At 43.2% G+C, this 18,789-nt stretch carries 18 protein-coding genes; 11 read left to right on the top strand and 7 right to left on the bottom strand.

Annotated features, from left to right (window positions below):
- Positions 1 to 112: 112 nt before the first annotated feature.
- From ACFPTP_RS09145 to ACFPTP_RS09120, 6 genes are all read left to right on the top strand, one after another.
- Positions 113 to 1,189 (top strand): undecaprenyldiphospho-muramoylpentapeptide beta-N-acetylglucosaminyltransferase, encoded by a 1,077-nt coding sequence (locus ACFPTP_RS09145; RefSeq protein ID WP_381443777.1) that lies wholly within the window; start codon positions 113 to 115, stop codon positions 1,187 to 1,189.
- A gap of 198 nt (positions 1,190 to 1,387) precedes the next feature.
- On the top strand, positions 1,388 to 4,201 hold the full coding sequence (locus tag ACFPTP_RS09140; protein ID WP_381443776.1) for a 2-oxoglutarate dehydrogenase E1 component: 2,814 nt from the start codon (positions 1,388 to 1,390) through the stop codon (positions 4,199 to 4,201).
- Between the two features lie 63 nt (positions 4,202 to 4,264).
- Positions 4,265 to 5,497, top strand: a complete 1,233-nt coding sequence (odhB, locus tag ACFPTP_RS09135) for a 2-oxoglutarate dehydrogenase complex dihydrolipoyllysine-residue succinyltransferase (RefSeq protein ID WP_381443774.1) — start codon at positions 4,265 to 4,267, stop codon at positions 5,495 to 5,497.
- 71 nt (positions 5,498 to 5,568) lie between these two features.
- Positions 5,569 to 5,766, top strand: a complete 198-nt coding sequence (locus tag ACFPTP_RS09130; RefSeq protein ID WP_381443773.1) for a DUF6501 family protein — start codon at positions 5,569 to 5,571, stop codon at positions 5,764 to 5,766.
- An 81-nt stretch (positions 5,767 to 5,847) separates the two neighbouring features.
- A complete protein-coding gene (locus ACFPTP_RS09125; RefSeq protein ID WP_381444231.1) occupies positions 5,848 to 6,696 on the top strand; it encodes an AAA family ATPase in 849 nt (282 codons plus the stop codon).
- Between the two features lie 10 nt (positions 6,697 to 6,706).
- Positions 6,707 to 8,602 carry a vWA domain-containing protein gene (locus tag ACFPTP_RS09120; protein ID WP_381443772.1) on the top strand — a complete coding sequence of 632 codons (1,896 nt, stop codon included), beginning with the start codon at positions 6,707 to 6,709 and terminating at the stop codon, positions 8,600 to 8,602.
- A gap of 35 nt (positions 8,603 to 8,637) precedes the next feature.
- On the opposite strand, the gene ACFPTP_RS09115 is transcribed toward ACFPTP_RS09120, so the two are convergent.
- Positions 8,638 to 9,840, bottom strand: a complete 1,203-nt coding sequence (locus ACFPTP_RS09115) for a toxic anion resistance protein (protein WP_381443771.1) — start codon at positions 9,838 to 9,840, stop codon at positions 8,638 to 8,640.
- On the bottom strand, positions 9,827 to 10,489 hold the full coding sequence (locus ACFPTP_RS09110) for a 5-bromo-4-chloroindolyl phosphate hydrolysis family protein (RefSeq protein WP_381443769.1): 663 nt from the start codon (positions 10,487 to 10,489) through the stop codon (positions 9,827 to 9,829). The genes ACFPTP_RS09115 and ACFPTP_RS09110 overlap by 14 nt, the downstream gene beginning before the upstream one ends.
- 196 nt (positions 10,490 to 10,685) lie before the next feature.
- Between ACFPTP_RS09110 and ACFPTP_RS09105 the strand changes: the two genes are divergently transcribed.
- Both ACFPTP_RS09105 and ACFPTP_RS09100 read left to right on the top strand, forming a co-directional pair.
- Entirely contained in the window at positions 10,686 to 11,006 is a 321-nt protein-coding gene (locus tag ACFPTP_RS09105) for a DUF1033 family protein (RefSeq protein WP_381443768.1), read from the top strand.
- 173 nt (positions 11,007 to 11,179) lie between these two features.
- Positions 11,180 to 11,380, top strand: a complete 201-nt coding sequence (locus ACFPTP_RS09100; protein WP_060210432.1) for a cold-shock protein — start codon at positions 11,180 to 11,182, stop codon at positions 11,378 to 11,380.
- A gap of 64 nt (positions 11,381 to 11,444) precedes the next feature.
- On the opposite strand, the gene ACFPTP_RS09095 is transcribed toward ACFPTP_RS09100, so the two are convergent.
- From ACFPTP_RS09095 to ACFPTP_RS09085, 3 genes are all read right to left on the bottom strand, one after another.
- Complete coding sequence (locus ACFPTP_RS09095; RefSeq protein ID WP_381443766.1) at positions 11,445 to 12,137, bottom strand: hypothetical protein; 693 nt, start codon at positions 12,135 to 12,137, stop codon at positions 11,445 to 11,447.
- A 127-nt stretch (positions 12,138 to 12,264) separates the two neighbouring features.
- Complete coding sequence (locus ACFPTP_RS09090; RefSeq protein ID WP_381443765.1) at positions 12,265 to 13,872, bottom strand: ABC-F family ATP-binding cassette domain-containing protein; 1,608 nt, start codon at positions 13,870 to 13,872, stop codon at positions 12,265 to 12,267.
- Positions 13,873 to 14,059: 187 nt separating this feature from the next.
- Entirely contained in the window at positions 14,060 to 14,260 is a 201-nt protein-coding gene (locus tag ACFPTP_RS09085) for a hypothetical protein (protein WP_381443764.1), read from the bottom strand.
- A 121-nt stretch (positions 14,261 to 14,381) separates the two neighbouring features.
- Here ACFPTP_RS09085 and ACFPTP_RS09080 point away from each other — a divergent pair, with 121 nt between their 5' ends.
- Positions 14,382 to 15,587, top strand: a complete 1,206-nt coding sequence (locus ACFPTP_RS09080; protein ID WP_381443762.1) for an MFS transporter — start codon at positions 14,382 to 14,384, stop codon at positions 15,585 to 15,587.
- 55 nt (positions 15,588 to 15,642) lie between these two features.
- On the opposite strand, the gene msrA is transcribed toward ACFPTP_RS09080, so the two are convergent.
- Positions 15,643 to 16,173 (bottom strand): peptide-methionine (S)-S-oxide reductase MsrA, encoded by a 531-nt coding sequence (msrA, locus tag ACFPTP_RS09075; RefSeq protein WP_381443761.1) that lies wholly within the window; start codon positions 16,171 to 16,173, stop codon positions 15,643 to 15,645.
- Between the two features lie 132 nt (positions 16,174 to 16,305).
- Complete coding sequence (locus tag ACFPTP_RS09070) at positions 16,306 to 16,410, bottom strand: YjcZ family sporulation protein (protein WP_381443759.1); 105 nt, start codon at positions 16,408 to 16,410, stop codon at positions 16,306 to 16,308.
- 176 nt (positions 16,411 to 16,586) lie between these two features.
- Here ACFPTP_RS09070 and ACFPTP_RS09065 point away from each other — a divergent pair, with 176 nt between their 5' ends.
- Together ACFPTP_RS09065 and ACFPTP_RS09060 are read left to right on the top strand one after the other, a co-directional pair.
- The gene (locus ACFPTP_RS09065; protein WP_381443758.1) at positions 16,587 to 17,549 is read left to right on the top strand and encodes an LCP family protein; all 963 of its coding nucleotides are present in this window, start codon (positions 16,587 to 16,589) and stop codon (positions 17,547 to 17,549) included.
- 20 nt (positions 17,550 to 17,569) lie between these two features.
- Positions 17,570 to 18,781 (top strand): AI-2E family transporter, encoded by a 1,212-nt coding sequence (locus ACFPTP_RS09060; RefSeq protein WP_381443756.1) that lies wholly within the window; start codon positions 17,570 to 17,572, stop codon positions 18,779 to 18,781.
- Positions 18,782 to 18,789: the final 8 nt, after the last annotated feature.

Here is an 18,789-nt window from a genome sequence, read left to right as displayed (position 1 = left end):
ATCCTTTAATACAAAATTAACCCCATTGTACCATGGTTCGTTTGCTATAATGTCTATGGAGTTCAAACAAAATGAATTCATATATTTGAGAATAGATGAGGTGAATGGCCAAATGAAACGGCCGGTAATTGTATTGACAGGAGGCGGAACGGCGGGGCATGTTTCCGTCAATGAAGCGCTTATTCCTGAGTTCATTGAAAAAGGATATGAAATCCATTATATCGGTTCACATGATGGGATCGAAAAAGAATTGATAAAGGATGGTCATCGCGAGGTGACGTACCATGCCATCCAAAGCGGAAAGCTGCGACGCTATTTTTCCATGAAGAATTTTACTGATCCATTCCGGGTAGGAACAGGTGTCTTACAAGCCTACTCGATATTAAGAAAGGTGAAGCCTGAAATTATTTTTTCAAAAGGCGGCTTCGTATCTGTGCCCGTCGTTTTGGCTGCGAAACTTGCAAAGGTCCCTGTCGTTGTCCACGAATCGGACGTTACCCCTGGGCTAGCGAACAAGCTCGCTCTGCCGTTTTCCAAACATATTTTCACGGTGTTTGAGCAAACACTCGACTATGTGCAAGCGGGGAAAGCGACTTGTACAGGTGCAGTCATCAGGCCAGAAATATTCCAAGGCGACAGGAAGGAAGGACTGCGTATCGCAGGATTGACAGGGGAAAAGCCAGTATTCATTATAATGGGTGGCAGCCAAGGGTCAGCCATGCTTAACAACGCCATCCGTAAAGAAATGGACACTATTCTAGATCATTTTGAAATCATCCATCTTTGCGGTAAAGGGAATATTGATGAATCCTTGGAGCAGACGAAGGGCTATACACAATTTGAATACGTAACTGAAGGATTGCCGCATTTATTGGCAGCATCCGATTATGCTGTATCGCGCGCAGGATCGAATGCAATTTTTGAGTTGCTTTCTGTATTGAAACCGATGCTGCTTATTCCTTTATCCGCGTCGCAAAGCAGGGGAGACCAGCTATTGAATGCATCTTTATTCAAGTCCCTTGGCATTGCTCACGTAATTGAGGAAGAGGGGCTGGTCGATATCCCGATGTTAGATCTTCTCACATCCCTTACCGAGGATACAGACAAATTGGTTTCCAATATGAGAAAAGTCTCACAAACGAAATCCCCTGAAAAAATGGCGGATTTGATTCTTTCATACAAAAATTAGCTGGAACTGACTTGGATGAGGCTTTCTATAAAAAAGAGAGTTGCAAATAAATAAAAGTGAATCTATTTTTGTCATATGCAAAAATGTCAATAAAATAGAACTAATCCCTTCACGTTCTATTATTTGCGTGGTAATATGGATACGGATTAAAAATAGAAACACAACAGGCCATTAGGCAAAATGTGGAGGTCATTTTACATGTCGAACAATGTTGGTACCCAACGTTCCCCTTATTCGGTGTTTTCTGGTCCGAACCTTGGGTATGTAATGGAAATGTATGATCAGTTCAAAGTGTCACCCGAATCGGTAGATCCTGAGCTTGCTGAAATGTTCAGAAGCTTCGGCGCTCCTTCAATTGAAGGTGCCGAGCAAACTGCAGCGATGTCGGCTGTGCCAGCAGGTGATTTTGGAAAAGTGTTGGCCGCTTATACGCTAGTTGACGCTATCCGCGCATACGGGCATCTTGCCTCGGATATATATCCGCTTAACGACCGACCTAAAGACGCAACTCGTCTGGAACTTTCGTATTATGGATTATCCGAAAACGATTTGCAGTCGATGCCAGCCTCCTTGTTCCTGAAAAATCCGCCCGCACAAGTAGAAAGCGGACTGGATGCGGTAAATTACCTGAAGTCATTATATACAGGAAAAATCGCATATGAATTCTCTCATGTTATTGATGAGGAAGAACGGACTTGGATCCAATCGAAAATTGAAAACGGTGAAATCGCCGTACAGCTTTCCGAGGATGATAAAAAAGCCTTACTTGAGCGACTTACGAAGGTCGAAGGCTTTGAAAAATTCATTCACCGTACATTTGTCGGGGCGAAGCGCTTTTCCATAGAAGGTCTTGACTCGCTAGTCGTCCTCATTGATGAATTGGTGCGCCGGTCCGAAGCCGACAAAGTGAAAAAAGTATTGATTGGCATGGCACACAGGGGCCGTTTGAATGTATTGACCCATATTTTGAATAAACCTTATGAAATGATGTTTGCCGAATTTGCAGGCGTCCCTTCAGCACCATTCCTTCCGGAAGATGGGTCGCTGGAGACGACACATGGCTGGTTCGGTGATGTTAAATACCATATGGGAGCCCTTTACAAAGCTCCGTCAGGAACTGAACGCTTTTTGGCTTACAACCCTTCCCACTTGGAAGTCGTCAATCCGGTAGTAGCAGGTCAGACCCGTGCCGCCCAAGAAACGACTAACCATGAAGGTTTGCCTGAACAAGATATGAAAGCGGCCTATGCAATTATGATCCATGGGGATGCAGCTTTCCCTGGACAGGGAATTGTTCCTGAAACGTTCAACTATAGCCGCGTACGTGGATATAAGACCGGTGGTTCGATCCACATTATCGCGAATAATACAATCGGTTTTACAACTGAATATTACGATTCAAGATCGACTCATTACTCATCGGATCCAGCAAAAGGTTTCGAGGTTCCAGTCTTGCATGTCAACGCGGATAGCCCAGAAGATGTCATTGCTGCAGCGGCTTTTGCATTCGAGTATCGCCAAAAGTTCGGCAAGGATATTTTAATAGATTTGATTGGCTATCGCCGTTACGGGCATAACGAAATGGATGAACCATTAGTGACGAACCCGATGATGTATCATTTGATCCACAAACATCCGACAGCACGCCAGCTTTACGGATCACAACTTGTAGAGGCAAACATCCTCAAAGAAGAAGACGTCGATAAGTTGGATGCTGACGTCTTTGCAATCATGCAATCCGCTTATGATAAAGTGAAAGAGAATTCCTCCGAAGTGAAAGAAAAATCCAATGCAACGCCTGAAAATGTAATGGCGGGCTATCCGAGGGATCTTGAAACAGGCATAAGCCAGGAAAGATTGCAAAAGATGAACGAAGAGCTTCTTTCTTATCCGTCCGACTTCACCGTATTTAGCAAATTGGACCGGATTTTGAAGCGACGTGAAGAACCTTTCAAAGGTAAAGGGAAAGTGGACTGGGCACACGCTGAACAATTAGCATTCGGCTCCATCCTCCAAGACGGCAAGCCGATCCGTATTACGGGCCAAGACGTTCAACGAGGCACTTTCGCGCATCGTCACCTCGTGTTGCATGACGAAAAGACAGGGGAAGAATTTGTACCGCTTCATCATATTAGCGACTCCAAAGCATCATTTGTCGCTTACAACAGTCCATTGACTGAGTTCGCAGTCGTCGGTTACGAATTCGGTTATAATTTGGAGAAAGACCAGGCATTGTCGATTTGGGAAGCCCAATATGGGGACTTTGCAAATATGGCACAAGTCATGTTTGACCAATTCATTTCTTCCAGCCATTCAAAATGGGGCCAGCAGTCCGGCATGGTCATTCTTCTGCCGCACGCATACGAAGGCCAAGGACCGGAGCACTCAAGTGCACGTCTGGAAAGATATTTACAGCTAAGTGCGGAGAATAACTGGACGGTTGCGAACATATCAAGCGCAGCCAACTACTTCCACGTTTTGCGCAGACAGGCGATGATGCTTGGAACTGAAGTGGAACGTCCACTAGTCATCGTATCTCCGAAATCACTTCTTCGTCATCCACTTGTCGGTGCCGATGTGAGCGATCTGGCGGAAGGCCACTTCCAAACTGTTCTTGAGCAGCCTGGAACAGGTCAAAATCCAGACAAGGTGAAGAAAGTCCTATTCGCCAGCGGTAAAATGGCGATTGATCTTGCAGAAAAAGTGAAGGATGGAGAAGGTTTCGACCACTTGCATATCGTACGCGTGGAGCAGCTATATCCATTCCCGTCCGATAAAATTGCAGAAATCGTAGCGCGCTATCCGAAAGCGAAGGAGCTCGTTTGGGTCCAAGAAGAACCTAAAAACATGGGATCTTGGTCATTCGCTTTGGAATACATGCAGGAAATCGCAGGGGATAAAAAATCTGTTTCCTATGTAGGACGTATTCATCGCGCAAGCCCTTCCGAAGGAAATGGCGAAGCGCACAAAGCAGAGCAACAACGCATTATCGAAGAAGCTTTGAAAAAATGATTGCACATGAATAAAAGATGTTTGTTACCACCGTTGAACGGTAGAACAGAGGAGGAATTTATTGTGGCTGAAATCAAAGTACCTGAACTAGCAGAATCGATTACTGAAGGAACAATTGCAAAATGGTTGAAACAACCAGGTGAAAGTGTTGATAAGGGCGAATTCATCGTCGAATTGGAAACGGATAAAGTAAACGTTGAAGTCATCTCCGAAGAAGCAGGTGTCATCCAAGAACTTCTTGCTGCTGAAGGTGATACAGTTGAAGTTGGGCAGGTCATTGCAGTCGTAGGCGAAGGTTCTGGAGCACCAGCTGCTCAACCTGCAGCCCCAGCTCCAAAAGCTGATGAGGCGCAAGCAGCCCCTGCACCACAACAACCAGCTGCTGCCCAATCAACTGAACAAACAACTTCCGATCGTACAATCGCTAGCCCTGCTGCTAGAAAGCTCGCTCGTGAAAAAGGAATCGATCTTGCTGCTGTTTCACCAGTAGACCCAATGGGCCGAGTGCGTGCACAAGACGTTTCAGCACATGGTACAGCTCCAAAAGCTCCGGCTGCGCCTGCTGCTCCAGCTAAAGCCACAGCACCTGTAGAAGACGGTCGTGAAACTCGTGAAAGAATGACGCGCCGCCGTCAAACGATCGCAAAACGCTTGTTGGAAGTTAGACAATCAACTGCAATGTTGACAACATTCAATGAAATCGATATGACTGCAGTAATGGAACTACGTTCACGTAAAAAAGATGAGTTCTTTGATAAAAATGATGTGCGCCTAGGATTCATGTCCTTCTTCACAAAAGCGGTTGTTGCAGCGCTTAAAAAATATCCATACGTCAATTCGGAAATCGATGGCGATGATATTATCTTGAAACACTATTACGATATCGGTATCGCAGTGTCGACTGAAGGCGGATTGGTCGTTCCGATCGTCCGCGATGCAGATCGTAAGAATTTCGCTGAAATCGAGTCTACAATCGGCGAGCTTGCAGGTAAAGCAAGAGACAATAAACTGACGATTGCAGATATGTCTGGCGGCTCATTCACAATTACTAACGGTGGAGTATTCGGTTCGTTGTTCTCAACGCCGATCTTGAATGGTACGCAAGTTGGTATCCTTGGAATGCACACAATTCAAAAACGACCTGTCGCAGTCGGCGACAAAGTGGAAATCCGTCCGATGATGTACATTGCATTATCATACGACCACCGTGTCATCGATGGAAAGGATTCTGTCGGATTCTTGAAAATGGTCAAGGAACTGATTGAAAACCCTGAAGATCTACTTCTTGGTTCTTGATTGATTAATAACTGAAAACAGCCCGAGCATCTCGGGCTTTTTCACATTACGGCAAATGGATGGTGAACTAAATGTCTTTCAAAGAATGGACAACTGCTCCGACACTTCGGAAAGTCGTATGTAAACATGCGAATGCGGAAAAGTATGTCGTTTCCGATTGTTTAACTCCGGGCAAAGAATATGAAGTGAAGAACGAGACAGACGAATTCATTTTCATCGTGGATAATACCGGTAAAGTCGGCGGCTTTTATAAAACGTATTTTGAATGATTTTAACGCCCGATGCCAACGATTACGGCATCGGGCATTTTTTCAATTGAAGGAGGAGCATATAAGTTGGACTCTTTTATTATGCGTGAACAGAAAAATCGGCAAGATAGGGAATACGGGAAGGAGGAAGCTTCTTTAATACAGGAAGGCGGCTATATTTCACCCATCCCCGATCTTTGGGAAGATATCTTAATCGGGGTTGTACTAAAAAAGCCGGTCCTTTTAAAAGGTCCTTCCGGATCCGGAAAAACGAAGCTAGCACAAAGCATTTCACATTTTTTCAACCAGCCGATGCACAGTGTGAACTGTTCCGTCGACCTGGACGCAGAGTCACTTCTGGGGTTCAAAACGATCAATGCAGACAGCGGGCAATCTATCATCGAATTTGTAGAAGGCCCGGTCGTTCAAGCAATGAAGAAAGGGCACATCCTGTACATAGATGAAATTAATATGGCGAAGCCGGAAACGCTGCCCATCTTACATAGCGTCCTTGATCATCGTCGTATGCTGACAAACCCTTTTACAGGTGAAGTGATCCATGCGCATCCCGATTTTACAGTTGTTGCGGCAATAAACGAGGGTTACGTCGGGACTTCACCGATGAATGAAGCATTGAAGAACCGCTTCATCTCGTTTTCGATCCCTTATTTGTCCGGTGAACAATTGCGGAAAATCATACAAACACTATTTCCGCAATCTGATTTGTCATTGGTCAATACGATGATGAACATCAATGATGATTTGAGAAAACAAGTGATGAACGGTCTATTGGCTGAGGAAGCGGCTTCTGTCAGAAGTTTATTGGATGCGATAGCGCTCGCGGAGCATATGCCGATCAGGCGTGCCATCCAGTATGCGATTGCAGAAAAGCTTGAAGACAGGATGGAAAGGGATCTAGTCAGGGAATTAGTGGAAACATGGGTGAAGTGAGGCGGAAGCGATGGTCAAATTAAACCGGTTCATTCAATTCAATGATGAAACGATCGATGCTAATTTACTTTTACTTTACGAACGTCTAGGCAGGGCCCTTGCAGATGCGGATTACCTGGAATTAACAGAACGTAAACTGTTCGAATTCCAGCCAAAAGAAGGCATTGTTTCGATTAGTGTGTTTTGGAGGCATCGTTCCCAAGAGTTCATACATGCCGGCAGATTATCAGACGTGTATTTATTGACAGCAGGGTTCTGGAAGCATTTTTCGGTATCGGATTGGCTTCGATTCAGGTCAAGGTATGAAAGCCATCCTTTACAGAAGTTTGCTGAAGAACTATTGCTCATGTTGGAGGAATTCAGGCTGATGGATGCTGTTGAAAAGGAACGGCCAGGAACGTCCAAAGCATTTTTGATACGTCGGCAACTTCTGCTCAGCTTTCATCGGGACCGTCTCCTGTCAAATTCCAATAAGGCATTCATTGCTGATGCGTTATTGAATCAATTGTTCATCACTTTGCACGAAGGACTGTTGACCGACACCCATACTATCGAATGGAATTTGCCGATCAGCCAGATAATGATGATTGCAGGGTATGCGACGGATGCGAAAACTACTTCGGAAATGGCCCTTCTTGCCGAGCGTATCGTATTCATGGTGGAAGAGTTGATCGAAAATGATCTTGTTCACCAGTATTATGCAGTTGGAGATGCCATTTCGGAGAAAACAACAGTGTTTCATTATCATGAAGGGATGTCAGATGCAGAAAAAGGGGAAGAGGAGCCAAAGGAAACGGTTGAGGAAATCTTCCGCACATGGCATCGTGAAAGTGAAAGCGAATCAGGCGTTCATCTGGAATATGAACTCGAGCATGGCAGGGCAGGCAGGGGAGATGGCAGCAGTTCAACCGAAGGCAATGAGAATGCTGAAATCCAAGAGACGGGTAAGGGGCAATCCGAGGGGAATGTAAGCAGCAAGTGGTCGGATGAAGAACGGACCCTTCCCGGTAAGAAATCAAATCGGAAAACAGCCGGGCATGATTTCGGCAAGGAACATGTCAATGTCGTTTACGAGGAGCAGGCGATTGAAGCGGTCCGCGATGATACGAATATGGATAAGTTGTTGAATTGGCGCGAGAAGCAAAAACCGCATGTCCGGTCATTTGTAGAGGAAATGAAAAAACGTATCGAGTTGAAAGAGGATGCGAGAAGAAACCGGTTAATGAAAGGCCGCTTATCGACGAATTTAACAACATTGCTTGTCGATGAACGTCCTCGCCCGTTTTATCGGAAAAACATCCCTTCGGAAAAGCTTGATGCAGTTTTCGGTTTGCTTGTCGATGGATCGGCATCGATGATGGATAAGTTGGATGAGACGAAGAAGGCTGTATTGCTGTTCCATGATGTGTTAAGGAAACTTTCTGTCCAACATGAAATATCTTCGTATTTCGAAGATGCCAATTATGCGTCGAAAGATATCCAGCCAAATATGTTTGGTTTAATGCATACATTTGAAGATCGGCAGAAAGATGATGGATTGACGATTCTTTCATTTGAGACGAATGAGGATAATCGGGATGGGTTTGCAATTAGATGGATGACGCGTCGGTTATTGGTCAGAACTGAAAAGCATAAATTCCTCCTAGTTTTTTCGGATGGTGAACCGTCGGCCTTTGGGTATGATCGGAATGGGATTCTGGATACGAGAGAAGCTGTGTTAGAGGCAGAGAAGAAGGGCGTCTCAGTCATCCATTTATTTTTATCATCAGAAGAGCCGACAGAAGATCAGCGAGCGCTTTTTTCGATGATGTTTGGGAATAAATCGGCATCATCACAATCTGTAGAACAATTTACCGATCAAACCCTAAGGATCTTAAGGAAATTACTGACGATTGTAGTAGGATAAAAATAAAAAACCGCCAAAGGGCGGTTTTTTGAATGTTAGAGTGGTCGATTCGGGGATTGTGTTTTTTCGTGGACGGCAAGAAGACGTTGTTTCAATTCTTCTTCCATACGAGCAATTTCCACTTCCGCAGCTTTTCGCTTTGCTCGGCCATCCGCTTGAATGACTAACGTTTCTTCGATAGTTTGAATTAGGTTTTCCTGCGTTTTCTTCAATGTGTCGATCTCGATGATTCCGCGTTCATTTTCTTTCGCAGTTTCAATTGAATTCACTTTCAACATTTCAGAGTTCTTTAAAAGAAGGTCATTCGTTGTTTTCGTCACGAGACGTTGGGATTCAACGGCTTTTCGCTGTCTGTTCAAAGTTAGCGCTATAGCGATCTGGTTCTTCCATAACGGAATGGAAGTCATGATGGACGATTGGATCTTCTCGGCAAGCGTCTGGTTCGTTTGCTGGATCATCCTAATTTGCGGAGCGCTTTGGATTGTGATTTGTCTAGAAAGCTGGAGATCATACAGCCGTTTTTCCAAACGATCCAGGAATTGCCCCATATCATTCACTTCTTGGAATGCCATTTGATCATTGGATAGTTCAGCTTTCCTTTGCATTTCCGGGATAATGACGTTTGCAATTTCGTCCCGTTTCAATTCAGCCGCTGCGATATATACATTCAACGCTTGGAAGTATGTCTTGTTCTGTTCATATAAGTTATCAAGCATTTGGACATCCTCTAGCAATCCTCGTTTGGAATGCTCCAATTGGACGCCGATGCGATCAATCTGCGTGCTTAGCTTTTGATATTTTGTCATCATTTCTTGGATGGATCTTGTCGCGCGACTGAAAAGACGGCTCAATCCGGATTTTTTCTTTTCGGATAGATCCTCGGGATCGATTTCCGATAACTTACCCATCAAATCGCTTAACACATCTCCGACAGGACCGATATCTTTGCTTTGTACGTGATCCAGCATTTTATGGGAGAAGCGGGATAATTCGTTTTGTGCATTTGCGCCATAGGTGATAATTGCTTCATAATTGCCTACGGGAATTTGTTCAGCCAGTTGTTTCGCCTTTTCCTGCTCTTCAGGCGATAGACGGTCCATCAATTTCACAGCTACCTGGCCTTTAGTTTGCTCTGTCTGCATTTCTTTCGGCAAAAGAGGTTCATTCATGTTAAATGGATTGTCCAAAAGGTCATCCATTGTTTTCACCTCTGAATTTGTCATGTTATTTTCCGTCATTATGCATTTCTCCTTTCATCTCAAGCAGCGGTTTATTCTTTTTCATCGTAACATCCACATAGTCCAGCTCGAGCTGCAACTGTTCAATATCAGTTGCTAGGGCACCCCTTAAATCTTGCTCCAACTGCTTGTTCACTTCGGTAAGTGTTTCCCTTGTATGTTGGAGGGCAACCCTGATTTCTTGATCTTTCAACGGTTGATTAACCAAAATTGCATATTTAGAAGTCAACTCCACAGCTGAATCGAGATGGGAATAGAAAAATCTTTCGACATGATAGAATTTTTTCGGGTTTTTTCGTACAATGGTAAGAATTCTCTTTGCCAAGTTATTCATCTCATATACTTGTTTGAATGCCTGAACGGAACGCACTTGGCCGTACAACCCGTTCAATTGCTTTATTTTAGATTTGGCTTCGTTGATTTGCGTTTTAATATGTTTATATTCCGATCTAGACATGCCAAGCTCTTTGACATTCGACGAAAGTTGTATTTGTTTAATGGTGAAATTGCCACCTAAATAGATTGCAATCATCAGGCCGGTTGCGGCGAATGGATTCATGCCTGCAGCAAGAATCATCGTCAACCAAGAGCCGAAGCTGATTGGCGCCGCGATTAAGTGCCTTTGGAAAAACTGCTTAACTTCTTGCATCGTCTACAGGCCTCCTTATTTACTCTATTCTTTACTACGTTTGAAACAATCAAAAGTTTCATCCCCTTAGTTCAATTATACCTGATTTCCGGTTGAAATACATTGTAATGGATAGTTGAATTCATTTACTTGGATAGTTTCTCTGGATTTGTTAAAATGAAGCCACTCACCGCTTTTCAGATGGGAGGAACGGAAAATGATATATGAAGTTATCTATATGAGAGCGGATTATGAGCCGTGGTGGATGTTTGAAGACTGGGAGAAAATGATCCGATCCAGAAAGTCCTTTGAATCTGCAGAAGAAGCCATGGAGTACTTATCTGATTTAAAAAAGGAATTTGGGGCAAAATATAAATATAAGGAAGAGAGGAAGGATTGTTTTTTTGCCTACTGGTCGGATGCCGAACGAATATTCTGTGAGGGCTGTGATGAAGATCTTCAAATATTTCATGGCATCATTTCCTTGGCAGACGGAAAACCATCTTCCATTACGTTGATAAATAATTCGAATATTTGATATTGTTATATTGACAATTGCATTGGGTATGGTATAGTAGCAGTAATATAAATCGTTTTACCGAAGCAGACGGATTCACGTATTACAAAAGGTGATCGGCGTTGTCGGTGCTTTTTGTAATATGTGAATTTTTTTCATGTATTAGTAAGTAAATTATTTGGAGGTAGTCACAGATGAAACAAGGTACTGTAAAATGGTTCAACTCTGAAAAAGGCTTCGGATTTATCGAAGTTGAAGGGGAAGACGACGTATTCGTACACTTCTCCGCAATCCAGGGAGACGGATTTAAAACTTTGGACGAAGGTCAACAAGTCGAGTTCGAAGTTGTAGAAGGCAATCGTGGTCTTCAAGCTGCTAACGTAGTTAAACTATAATTCGTCAGACAAAAGAGGCGCCTTTATGGGTGCCTCTTTTTTAAACAACTAATTGGTGGGAGCCTTATTTCGGCTTTGTGACAGACTCTAATGTTGATGTGACAATGAAATCCTCGTCTTTATCCACTGTTTTCATGATCGATTCTCGCTTCACTTCTCCGAAGCCTTCAACAAAATATTTACGGTTGACGAAATCCTCGCCTTTATATTCAATGACAAAAGCATGATCGAATGTCTCATATGGTGTTTCAACAGTCACATCCGTTTCAACGATTTTCCATTCGTCGAACGTCGTACCGACTTCAAAAGGCTTTTTCAAGTAAATGCCGATTGGCTCCATCGCTTCGAGATCTTGTCGTGAAGGGAACTCCTGTTTCAAATCCACTGGTTGTTCTTCAATTTTCAAAATCTGCTCTTTCTCGATTTTGTAAATGCGCCTAATGACAGCGCCGCCATTATTTTCATGAAGAATTACATAATCCTTATAAGGATGGGCAAAATCAATATCCAGCTTTGCAAATTCATTTCCTTCCCCTTTAAACCGTGCTGTTGATCCTGCCGGTAGGAAGTAGTCAAGTAATGACTGGTCGTTTTGATTCGGCTTTGCATTCGAGTTTTGGGCATTTCCTTTTTGATCGGTTGGATTTGTCGTTTCTCCGCTATTTCCTGAATTGTTCATGCTCGTTGTTTTGTTCGTACAGCCCGAAGCAATCAATACGATTAGCAAGACATTCAACAATATGGATTTCCCTTTCATCTCATACACACTCCTTTCCGGTAGTATTGCCGATTACATGGTGAATATCCTTTTTTTATTTGCATAACCGATATTGGTTTTTCGAAACTAAAAAACCGTTCTCCATGAAAGGAAAACGGTTCTGTGATTAGTTTGAAACTGCTTGCTGGTCTTTCCACTCTAAATATTCATCATACTGCATCATTTTGTCGAAAATCGTACCATCTTCACGAATTTCAATGATTCGGTTTGCGACTGTCTGAATGAATTGCTGGTCATGGGATGTGAAAAGCATAGCGCCTTTGAAAGCGATCAAGCCATTATTCAATGCTTGAATCGATTCTAAGTCCAAGTGGTTCATTGGCTCATCAAGCAAAAGGACGTTGGCATTCGTCAACATCATTTTGGAAAGCATGCAACGGACTTTTTCTCCACCTGATAACACAGATGGTTTCTTTTTAACTTCCTCGCCAGAGAACAGCATACGGCCAAGGAATCCGCGTAAAAACGTTTCAGTCTGATCTTCAGGTGAATATTGACGGAGCCATTCCACCAATGACGTTTCAGACCCGTTAAAATACTCACTGTTATCAAGAGGGAAGTAGGAACGGGAAGTCGTGACGCCCCATTTGAATGTTCCGGATTCCGGCTGTGTTTCTTCTGCAAGTATTTGCAAAAGGGCAGTTTTAGCTAAAGGGTTGCCCAATAGGATGATTTTATCTTCTTTATTCATCGTGAACGTAACATCTTTCAACATCACTTTGCCGTCTTGCGTATAATTCAGATCTTTTACGCTAAGGACGTCATTTCCGATTTCGCGTCCAATTTGGAAGTTGACGAATGGATATCTGCGTGATGAAGGTTTGATATCATCCAATTCGATTTTTTCAAGCGCCTTTTTACGGGAAGTCGCTTGTTTCGATTTGGAAGCGTTCGCGCTGAAGCGTGCGACGAAGGCTTGCAATTCTTTGATCTTTTCTTCTTTTTTCTTGTTTTGATCTTGTGCCATCTTTAATGCCAATTGGCTGGACTCATACCAGAAATCGTAGTTGCCTGGGTAAAGTTGAATTTTAGAGAAATCAAGATCGGCAATTTGTGTACATACTTTATTCAAGAAGTGACGGTCATGCGATACAACGATGACGGTATTCTCGAAATCAATAAGGAATTCTTCGAGCCATTGGATCGCTTTCAAGTCCAAGTGGTTGGTAGGCTCATCGAGCAGCAAGACATCCGGTTTTCCGAATAGCGCTTGCGCAAGGAGAACCTTCACTTTTTCCGATCCGCTCAGTTCGGACATTTTAACGTGGTGAAGGCTTTCCGGGATGCCCAATCCTTGAAGAAGAATGGCGGCTTCCGACTCCGCTTCCCATCCATTCAATTCGGCGAATTCGCCTTCGAGTTCCGCCGCGCGCATTCCATCCTCATCGGAGAAATCCTCTTTCATGTAAATTGCATTTTTCTCGGTCATGATATCGTAAAGACGTTGATGTCCTCTGATGACCGTATCAAGCACTTCGTTTTCTTCATATTCGAAGTGGTTCTGCTTGAGCACTGCTAAACGCTCATCCTTGTTCATGATGACGTTGCCTGTTTGAGGTTCCAGCTCACCGGACAAAATTTTAAGGAATGTCGATTTACCGGCGCCATTTGCTCCGATCAATCCATAACAATGACCTGGGTTGAACTGTATATTCACATCTTCAAACAGTTTGCGGTCACCGAATTGAAGACTTACATTACTGACTGCTATCATAAAAAATCCTCCTAAATTCACAATGCTCCTATTATAGCATGGATTCTTCATACAGTGGTACGGGTTCGATCCGCTTTTCATACATTTTATGCTCATCTCGTGTATGATTGTTATGGAAGATTTTCTTCAACGGATTTTGGCATATTGTCTACGATTCATTTCCACAAAAAAATCCCCATCTAGGGGATCAACATTTGAAAACGCTCCGTTGCCGGTAGGCGTCCAGTAAGCATAGCTCTTTATTCAATAAATATTCCATGCGAACATAATCTTTTTTCGTCGGAACAGCATGCTTATCCAACCCGGACATGGAAAAAAGAAAATAATAATCTTTCACTTTGCGGAAAATGAAAACCGTGTGGGGGAACTCATCAAATATACATTTCACTTGATACTTCCTTGTATATTCCCAATGAAGGAGTTTCATGATCATCTATCCTTTCAAAACTATTGTAGTTGAAAGAGGGAAGGAACACAAGTTCTCAAGATCTTTTAAAAGGAGTTTGTTAATGTCACAACGTACTTTGAATCATAGCGTCATTTTACTGCTGATCACTATTTTTATCGTATCCGTCAATATGAGGCCGGCTATAACGTCAATCGGACCGATGCTTGATATTATCAGGGATGATCTTTCATTGACTAATGCGCAAGTGAGCCTGTTGACGGCATTGCCCGTATTCTGTATGGGTCTGTTCGCTTCACTGGCACCCGTTTTAAATAGGAGACTGGGGTTGAATCGCTCCATGTATCTCATGCTTTTTCTAATTGGTGTCATGACAATGCTAAGGGGAGTGTATTCCAATTACACTTCTTTGATTGTTTCTGCGGTGATTATCGGGATTGCGATAGCTGTCATGGGACCGCTTCTTTCTGCGATGATTAAACAAAGCTTTCCAGAAAGGTCAACGAGTGTCATCGGTGTCTATTCATTCGGAATGGGCGTCGGTTCCTCGATTGGAGCGGGGCTTACTGCGATAATTTACGAATCCACCGGGTCATACCCGTTTTCCCTAGGAATTTGGGCAGTATTGACGATTGTCGGTATTTTGTTTTGGAAACTATCAACAAAGGGAACGATTCGTGTCCATCAGCAAGAAAAAGAGAAGAGGGAATACGGGAAAACCGGGACGGTATCTCCTTGGCGTAAGAAAAAAGCTTGGCTGCACCTGCTCTTTTTTGGTTTTCAGGCATCCAGTTTCTTTTGCATTATTACATGGATCGTTCCGGTAGTGACGGACGCAGGGATGTCTCTAGTTCAGGCGAGTATGCTTTTGAGTCTGATGATGACCATCCAGATTGTTTTGAATCTCATATTTCCTCTTCTTTATGAACGTTTTCCAAAAAGGAAATTTTGGCTTTTTCTGTTTCTAACGATGGGAATGATTGCAATTGTCCTTTTAGGCACCGGAATCAGCACATTAATGTGGGTTAGTGCGTTTTTCATGGCCATCCCACTTGCAGGCTTATTTCCGATTGCATTATTATTTCCGCTGGATGCGACAGAAACTGCAGAAGACACAAATACATGGACTGCAATGATGCAGACGGGCGGCTATTTAATCGCAGGTTTTTTGCCGTTGCTAATTGCTATCATTTACGATTGGACCGGTAATCATCATAATACGTTAATGATACTTGCGGGACTGTTCGTTTCTATGTTTATACTGACATTTTTGATCGGTGAACGGGAGCAGCAAGTGAATCGAGCATAAATAACAGGCGAAAGGAATCGGTATGACTCCCTTCGCCTGTTTTTTCTTTTTGAATTCATTTCCAATGCTCTTTAATAAATTCATCCCGCCCTGATTTGGCGCGGTCCTTTTCATAATGGGCTTGCTCTTTTTCATAATAGTCCTGGTGATATTCTTCTGCCCAGTAAAATGTCTCCGCTGGACGAATATCTGTCACAATCGGTTTTGAAAACTTTCCGCTATTGGCAAGTTCCTCTTTCGAATGCTCCGCAGCGTTCTTTTGGTTTTCATTGTAATAAAAGATAGCTGTCGTATACGAGTGGCCACGGTCATGGAACTGTCCGCCCGCATCTGTCGGATCGATTTGCTGCCAGTACAGCTCAAGCAGTTTCTCATATGTAAAGAGGGCAGGATCAAACGTGATTTCCACAACTTCCAAATGTCCGGAATCCCCTTTTTTCACGTCTTCATATGTAGGATTAACAACATGTCCACCCATATATCCAGACACGACATCCTCAATACCTTCCCATTCTTTAAAAGGCTTTACCATGCACCAAAAGCAGCCGCCTGCAAACGCCGCTTTTTCAAATTTTCCATTTGCCATTAAGTACAACCCCTCTCAATTCATTATCTAAATTGTAGCATACGAAAGAAAGGCTGCCTACGGGACATCCAAATACCGTAGGCAGCCTTTCTCCGAAGTGCCAATGAGTGGTTGTGCTTAATGTTTTATGAATTAATAAATAAAGCTTGCACCTACTATGATCAACAGGATGAAAAGCACAACAATCAAAGCAAAGGCAGAGCCATATCCATATCCGACCCCGTATTCACGTCCCATCTATACCACCACCTTCAATATAAACTATGCAAAGTATGTATGAGGGCATAGGTAATTGACCATAGCATAGGACATTATTTTGGATCACTGACATGATATACTATTGATATACATACGCAACCAATGATATTGAACAAACGTCCTATAAGCGACTTTATTATCTGGAGGAATCGAATTTGAACGAAGATCAGTACGAAGGCCCGGTGCCAAGAAGAAGAAGGAGAAGAAAATTACGGATCGGCAGGTTGTTCTTCACGATCCTCTTCATCGGTTTCATCGTGGCAGGCCTCTATTCATACTTTCAATATAAAGAAGGGAAGGCGTTGGCGAAAGGGAATATAATCGACCCTGGCCCATTCCAAGGAGACGTAATCGATCCCCAAAATCCGTCTGTCGAAAATTTTCTCCTATTGGGCATTGACGACGACGGAAGCGGAAGGTCACGGACTGACACGATGATGGTCCTTTCCTGGAATAAGCAGGAAGGTTCAATCCGCCTTGTTTCTTTCATGAGGGATATCTACGCTGATATTCCTGGATATAAATCATATAAACTTAATACTGCATATTATTTAAATGGTGTACAGACAGTTAAAGACACAATCACCGGCATGTTTGGCATCCCGATTCATCATTATGCAATTGTTGATTTTGATAATTTCGAGTCGATCATCGATATTGCGTTTCCTGAAGGAATCAAAATCGATGTTAAAAAAGAGATGTCCGAAAAGATCGGCGTCACGCTTATGCCGGGCGAACAACGCTTGAATGGAAAAGAGTTATTAGGCTATGCTCGATTCCGTGCCGATGCGGAAGGTGATTTCGGTAGGGTGGCAAGACAACAGGAAGTCATTTCTGCGGTTAAAGATGAGGCGGTAAGACCTGGGATGCTCCTTCATGTACCGAAATTGTCCGGTGCCTTATCTGGCTTCATCAAGACAGATTTGACATCGAAGGACGAAATTACGAAGGCTTTTACTCTTCTGATGAAAGGCAAATCAAATCTTGAAACGATGACAATTCCCGTTGAGGGCACCTATCGATTCAATTCTTATTCCCATGCCGGATCAGTCATCGAGCTGGATGTGGAAAAAAATAAAGAGGCGCTTGCAGCTTTTCTTGATTTGGATCTACAGTAAGGGAAGGTGAGGTATCCACTATGGACAGCGAAGGTATACAATCGACGGAGCGTAAGAAAGAAGTAAATGATGGAACACCGTGGATCATACGTTTCCTAGGGGGACGGGCTACAATGTTCGTGCTCCTTTCCATTCTGTTGATAGGACTTATCATTTTAGTGTTCAATAAAGTGGCTTTCGTGTTTTATCCAATAAAAGTATTCTTTTCGACAGTCGTGCTGCCGATTGTACTAGCAACGATCGCATACTATTTGCTTCGGCCCATTCTACGTTTTTTGGAACGGTTGAAAATACCGAGAGTATGGGGGATTTTCATCATTTTCATGGGTCTTATCGGCATGATAACCTTATTGGTCTTTCTCGTTTTTCCATTTTTGAAAGTCCAGTTTGCGAACTTGGTTGAAGAGTTTCCGACGTATTTCAATCAAATGCTTATCAATGTAGACACTTTTTTACGAACTTCAATTTTTTCAACCTATTATAAGGAAATGGATATTAACATCAATAGTCTTCTAGATAGTGGAAAAGGGAATATCGGGCAATTGATAACAGATACCATCGGCGGGATCGCTTCCGGTATTACGTCCTTTATTTCTGCTTTAACTGGTTTTATTTTGGCGATTGTCACTGTGCCTTTCATCCTCTTTTATTTATTGAAAGATGGAGAAAAGCTTCCTCAGATGATAAAAAAAATGTTGCCGCCACGCCTGCGGGATGATGCTGAAGTGATTTTAAAGGATGCCGATCATCAAATCAGCGCCTATATACAAGGGCAAATCCTTGTCGCCATTAGCATAGGGATCATGGTATCAATCGGCTTCTTCATCATCGGGATGAAATACGCCTTGCTACTTGGTGCGCTAGCTATGTTCACAAGTGTGGTACCGTATTTGGGACCGCTCATTGCAATAACGCCTGCCGTCATCATCGCCATCGTCACTTCACCTTTCATGCTCGTGAAACTGGCCGCAGTCTGGACTATCGTGCAGCTGATCGACGGAAAATTCATTTCTCCGCAAATAATGGGGAAGTCATTGAAGATCCATCCGATTACAATCATTTTCGTCCTATTGACTGCTGGATCTTTATTCGGCGTCGCCGGAGTCGTCCTCGGGATACCCGGATATGCTCTGCTGAAAGTGGTCTTCACGCATTTATTTAAATTGGTGAAAGTCAGGTACAATCATTACGAACCTGATCAGACAATGCATTATGAAGAAAGTAATAAGTGATAGAAATG

Source organism: Sporosarcina koreensis, assembly GCF_042655825.1.
GTDB classification, from domain to species: Bacteria; Bacillota; Bacilli; order Bacillales_A; family Planococcaceae; genus Sporosarcina; species Sporosarcina koreensis.
This window is presented reverse-complemented; position numbering and strand designations above follow the sequence as displayed.

Excerpts from the sequence above, each read along its gene's own strand:
- ACFPTP_RS09145 (WP_381443777.1), top strand. The coding sequence starts at position 113 with ATGAAACGGCCGGTAATTGTATTGACAGGAGGCGGAACGGCGGGGCAT.
- ACFPTP_RS09140 (WP_381443776.1), top strand. The coding sequence starts at position 1,388 with ATGTCGAACAATGTTGGTACCCAACGTTCCCCTTATTCGGTGTTTTCT.
- ACFPTP_RS09130 (WP_381443773.1), top strand. The coding sequence starts at position 5,569 with ATGTCTTTCAAAGAATGGACAACTGCTCCGACACTTCGGAAAGTCGTA.
- ACFPTP_RS09125 (WP_381444231.1), top strand. The coding sequence starts at position 5,848 with ATGCGTGAACAGAAAAATCGGCAAGATAGGGAATACGGGAAGGAGGAA.
- ACFPTP_RS09120 (WP_381443772.1), top strand. The coding sequence starts at position 6,707 with ATGGTCAAATTAAACCGGTTCATTCAATTCAATGATGAAACGATCGAT.
- ACFPTP_RS09115 (WP_381443771.1), bottom strand. The coding sequence starts at position 9,840 with ATGACGGAAAATAACATGACAAATTCAGAGGTGAAAACAATGGATGAC.
- ACFPTP_RS09110 (WP_381443769.1), bottom strand. The coding sequence starts at position 10,489 with ATGCAAGAAGTTAAGCAGTTTTTCCAAAGGCACTTAATCGCGGCGCCA.
- ACFPTP_RS09105 (WP_381443768.1), top strand. The coding sequence starts at position 10,686 with ATGATATATGAAGTTATCTATATGAGAGCGGATTATGAGCCGTGGTGG.
- ACFPTP_RS09100 (WP_060210432.1), top strand. The coding sequence starts at position 11,180 with ATGAAACAAGGTACTGTAAAATGGTTCAACTCTGAAAAAGGCTTCGGA.
- ACFPTP_RS09095 (WP_381443766.1), bottom strand. The coding sequence starts at position 12,137 with ATGAAAGGGAAATCCATATTGTTGAATGTCTTGCTAATCGTATTGATT.
- ACFPTP_RS09090 (WP_381443765.1), bottom strand. The coding sequence starts at position 13,872 with ATGATAGCAGTCAGTAATGTAAGTCTTCAATTCGGTGACCGCAAACTG.
- ACFPTP_RS09080 (WP_381443762.1), top strand. The coding sequence starts at position 14,382 with ATGTCACAACGTACTTTGAATCATAGCGTCATTTTACTGCTGATCACT.
- msrA (WP_381443761.1), bottom strand. The coding sequence starts at position 16,173 with ATGGCAAATGGAAAATTTGAAAAAGCGGCGTTTGCAGGCGGCTGCTTT.
- ACFPTP_RS09070 (WP_381443759.1), bottom strand. The coding sequence starts at position 16,410 with ATGGGACGTGAATACGGGGTCGGATATGGATATGGCTCTGCCTTTGCT.
- ACFPTP_RS09060 (WP_381443756.1), top strand. The coding sequence starts at position 17,570 with ATGGACAGCGAAGGTATACAATCGACGGAGCGTAAGAAAGAAGTAAAT.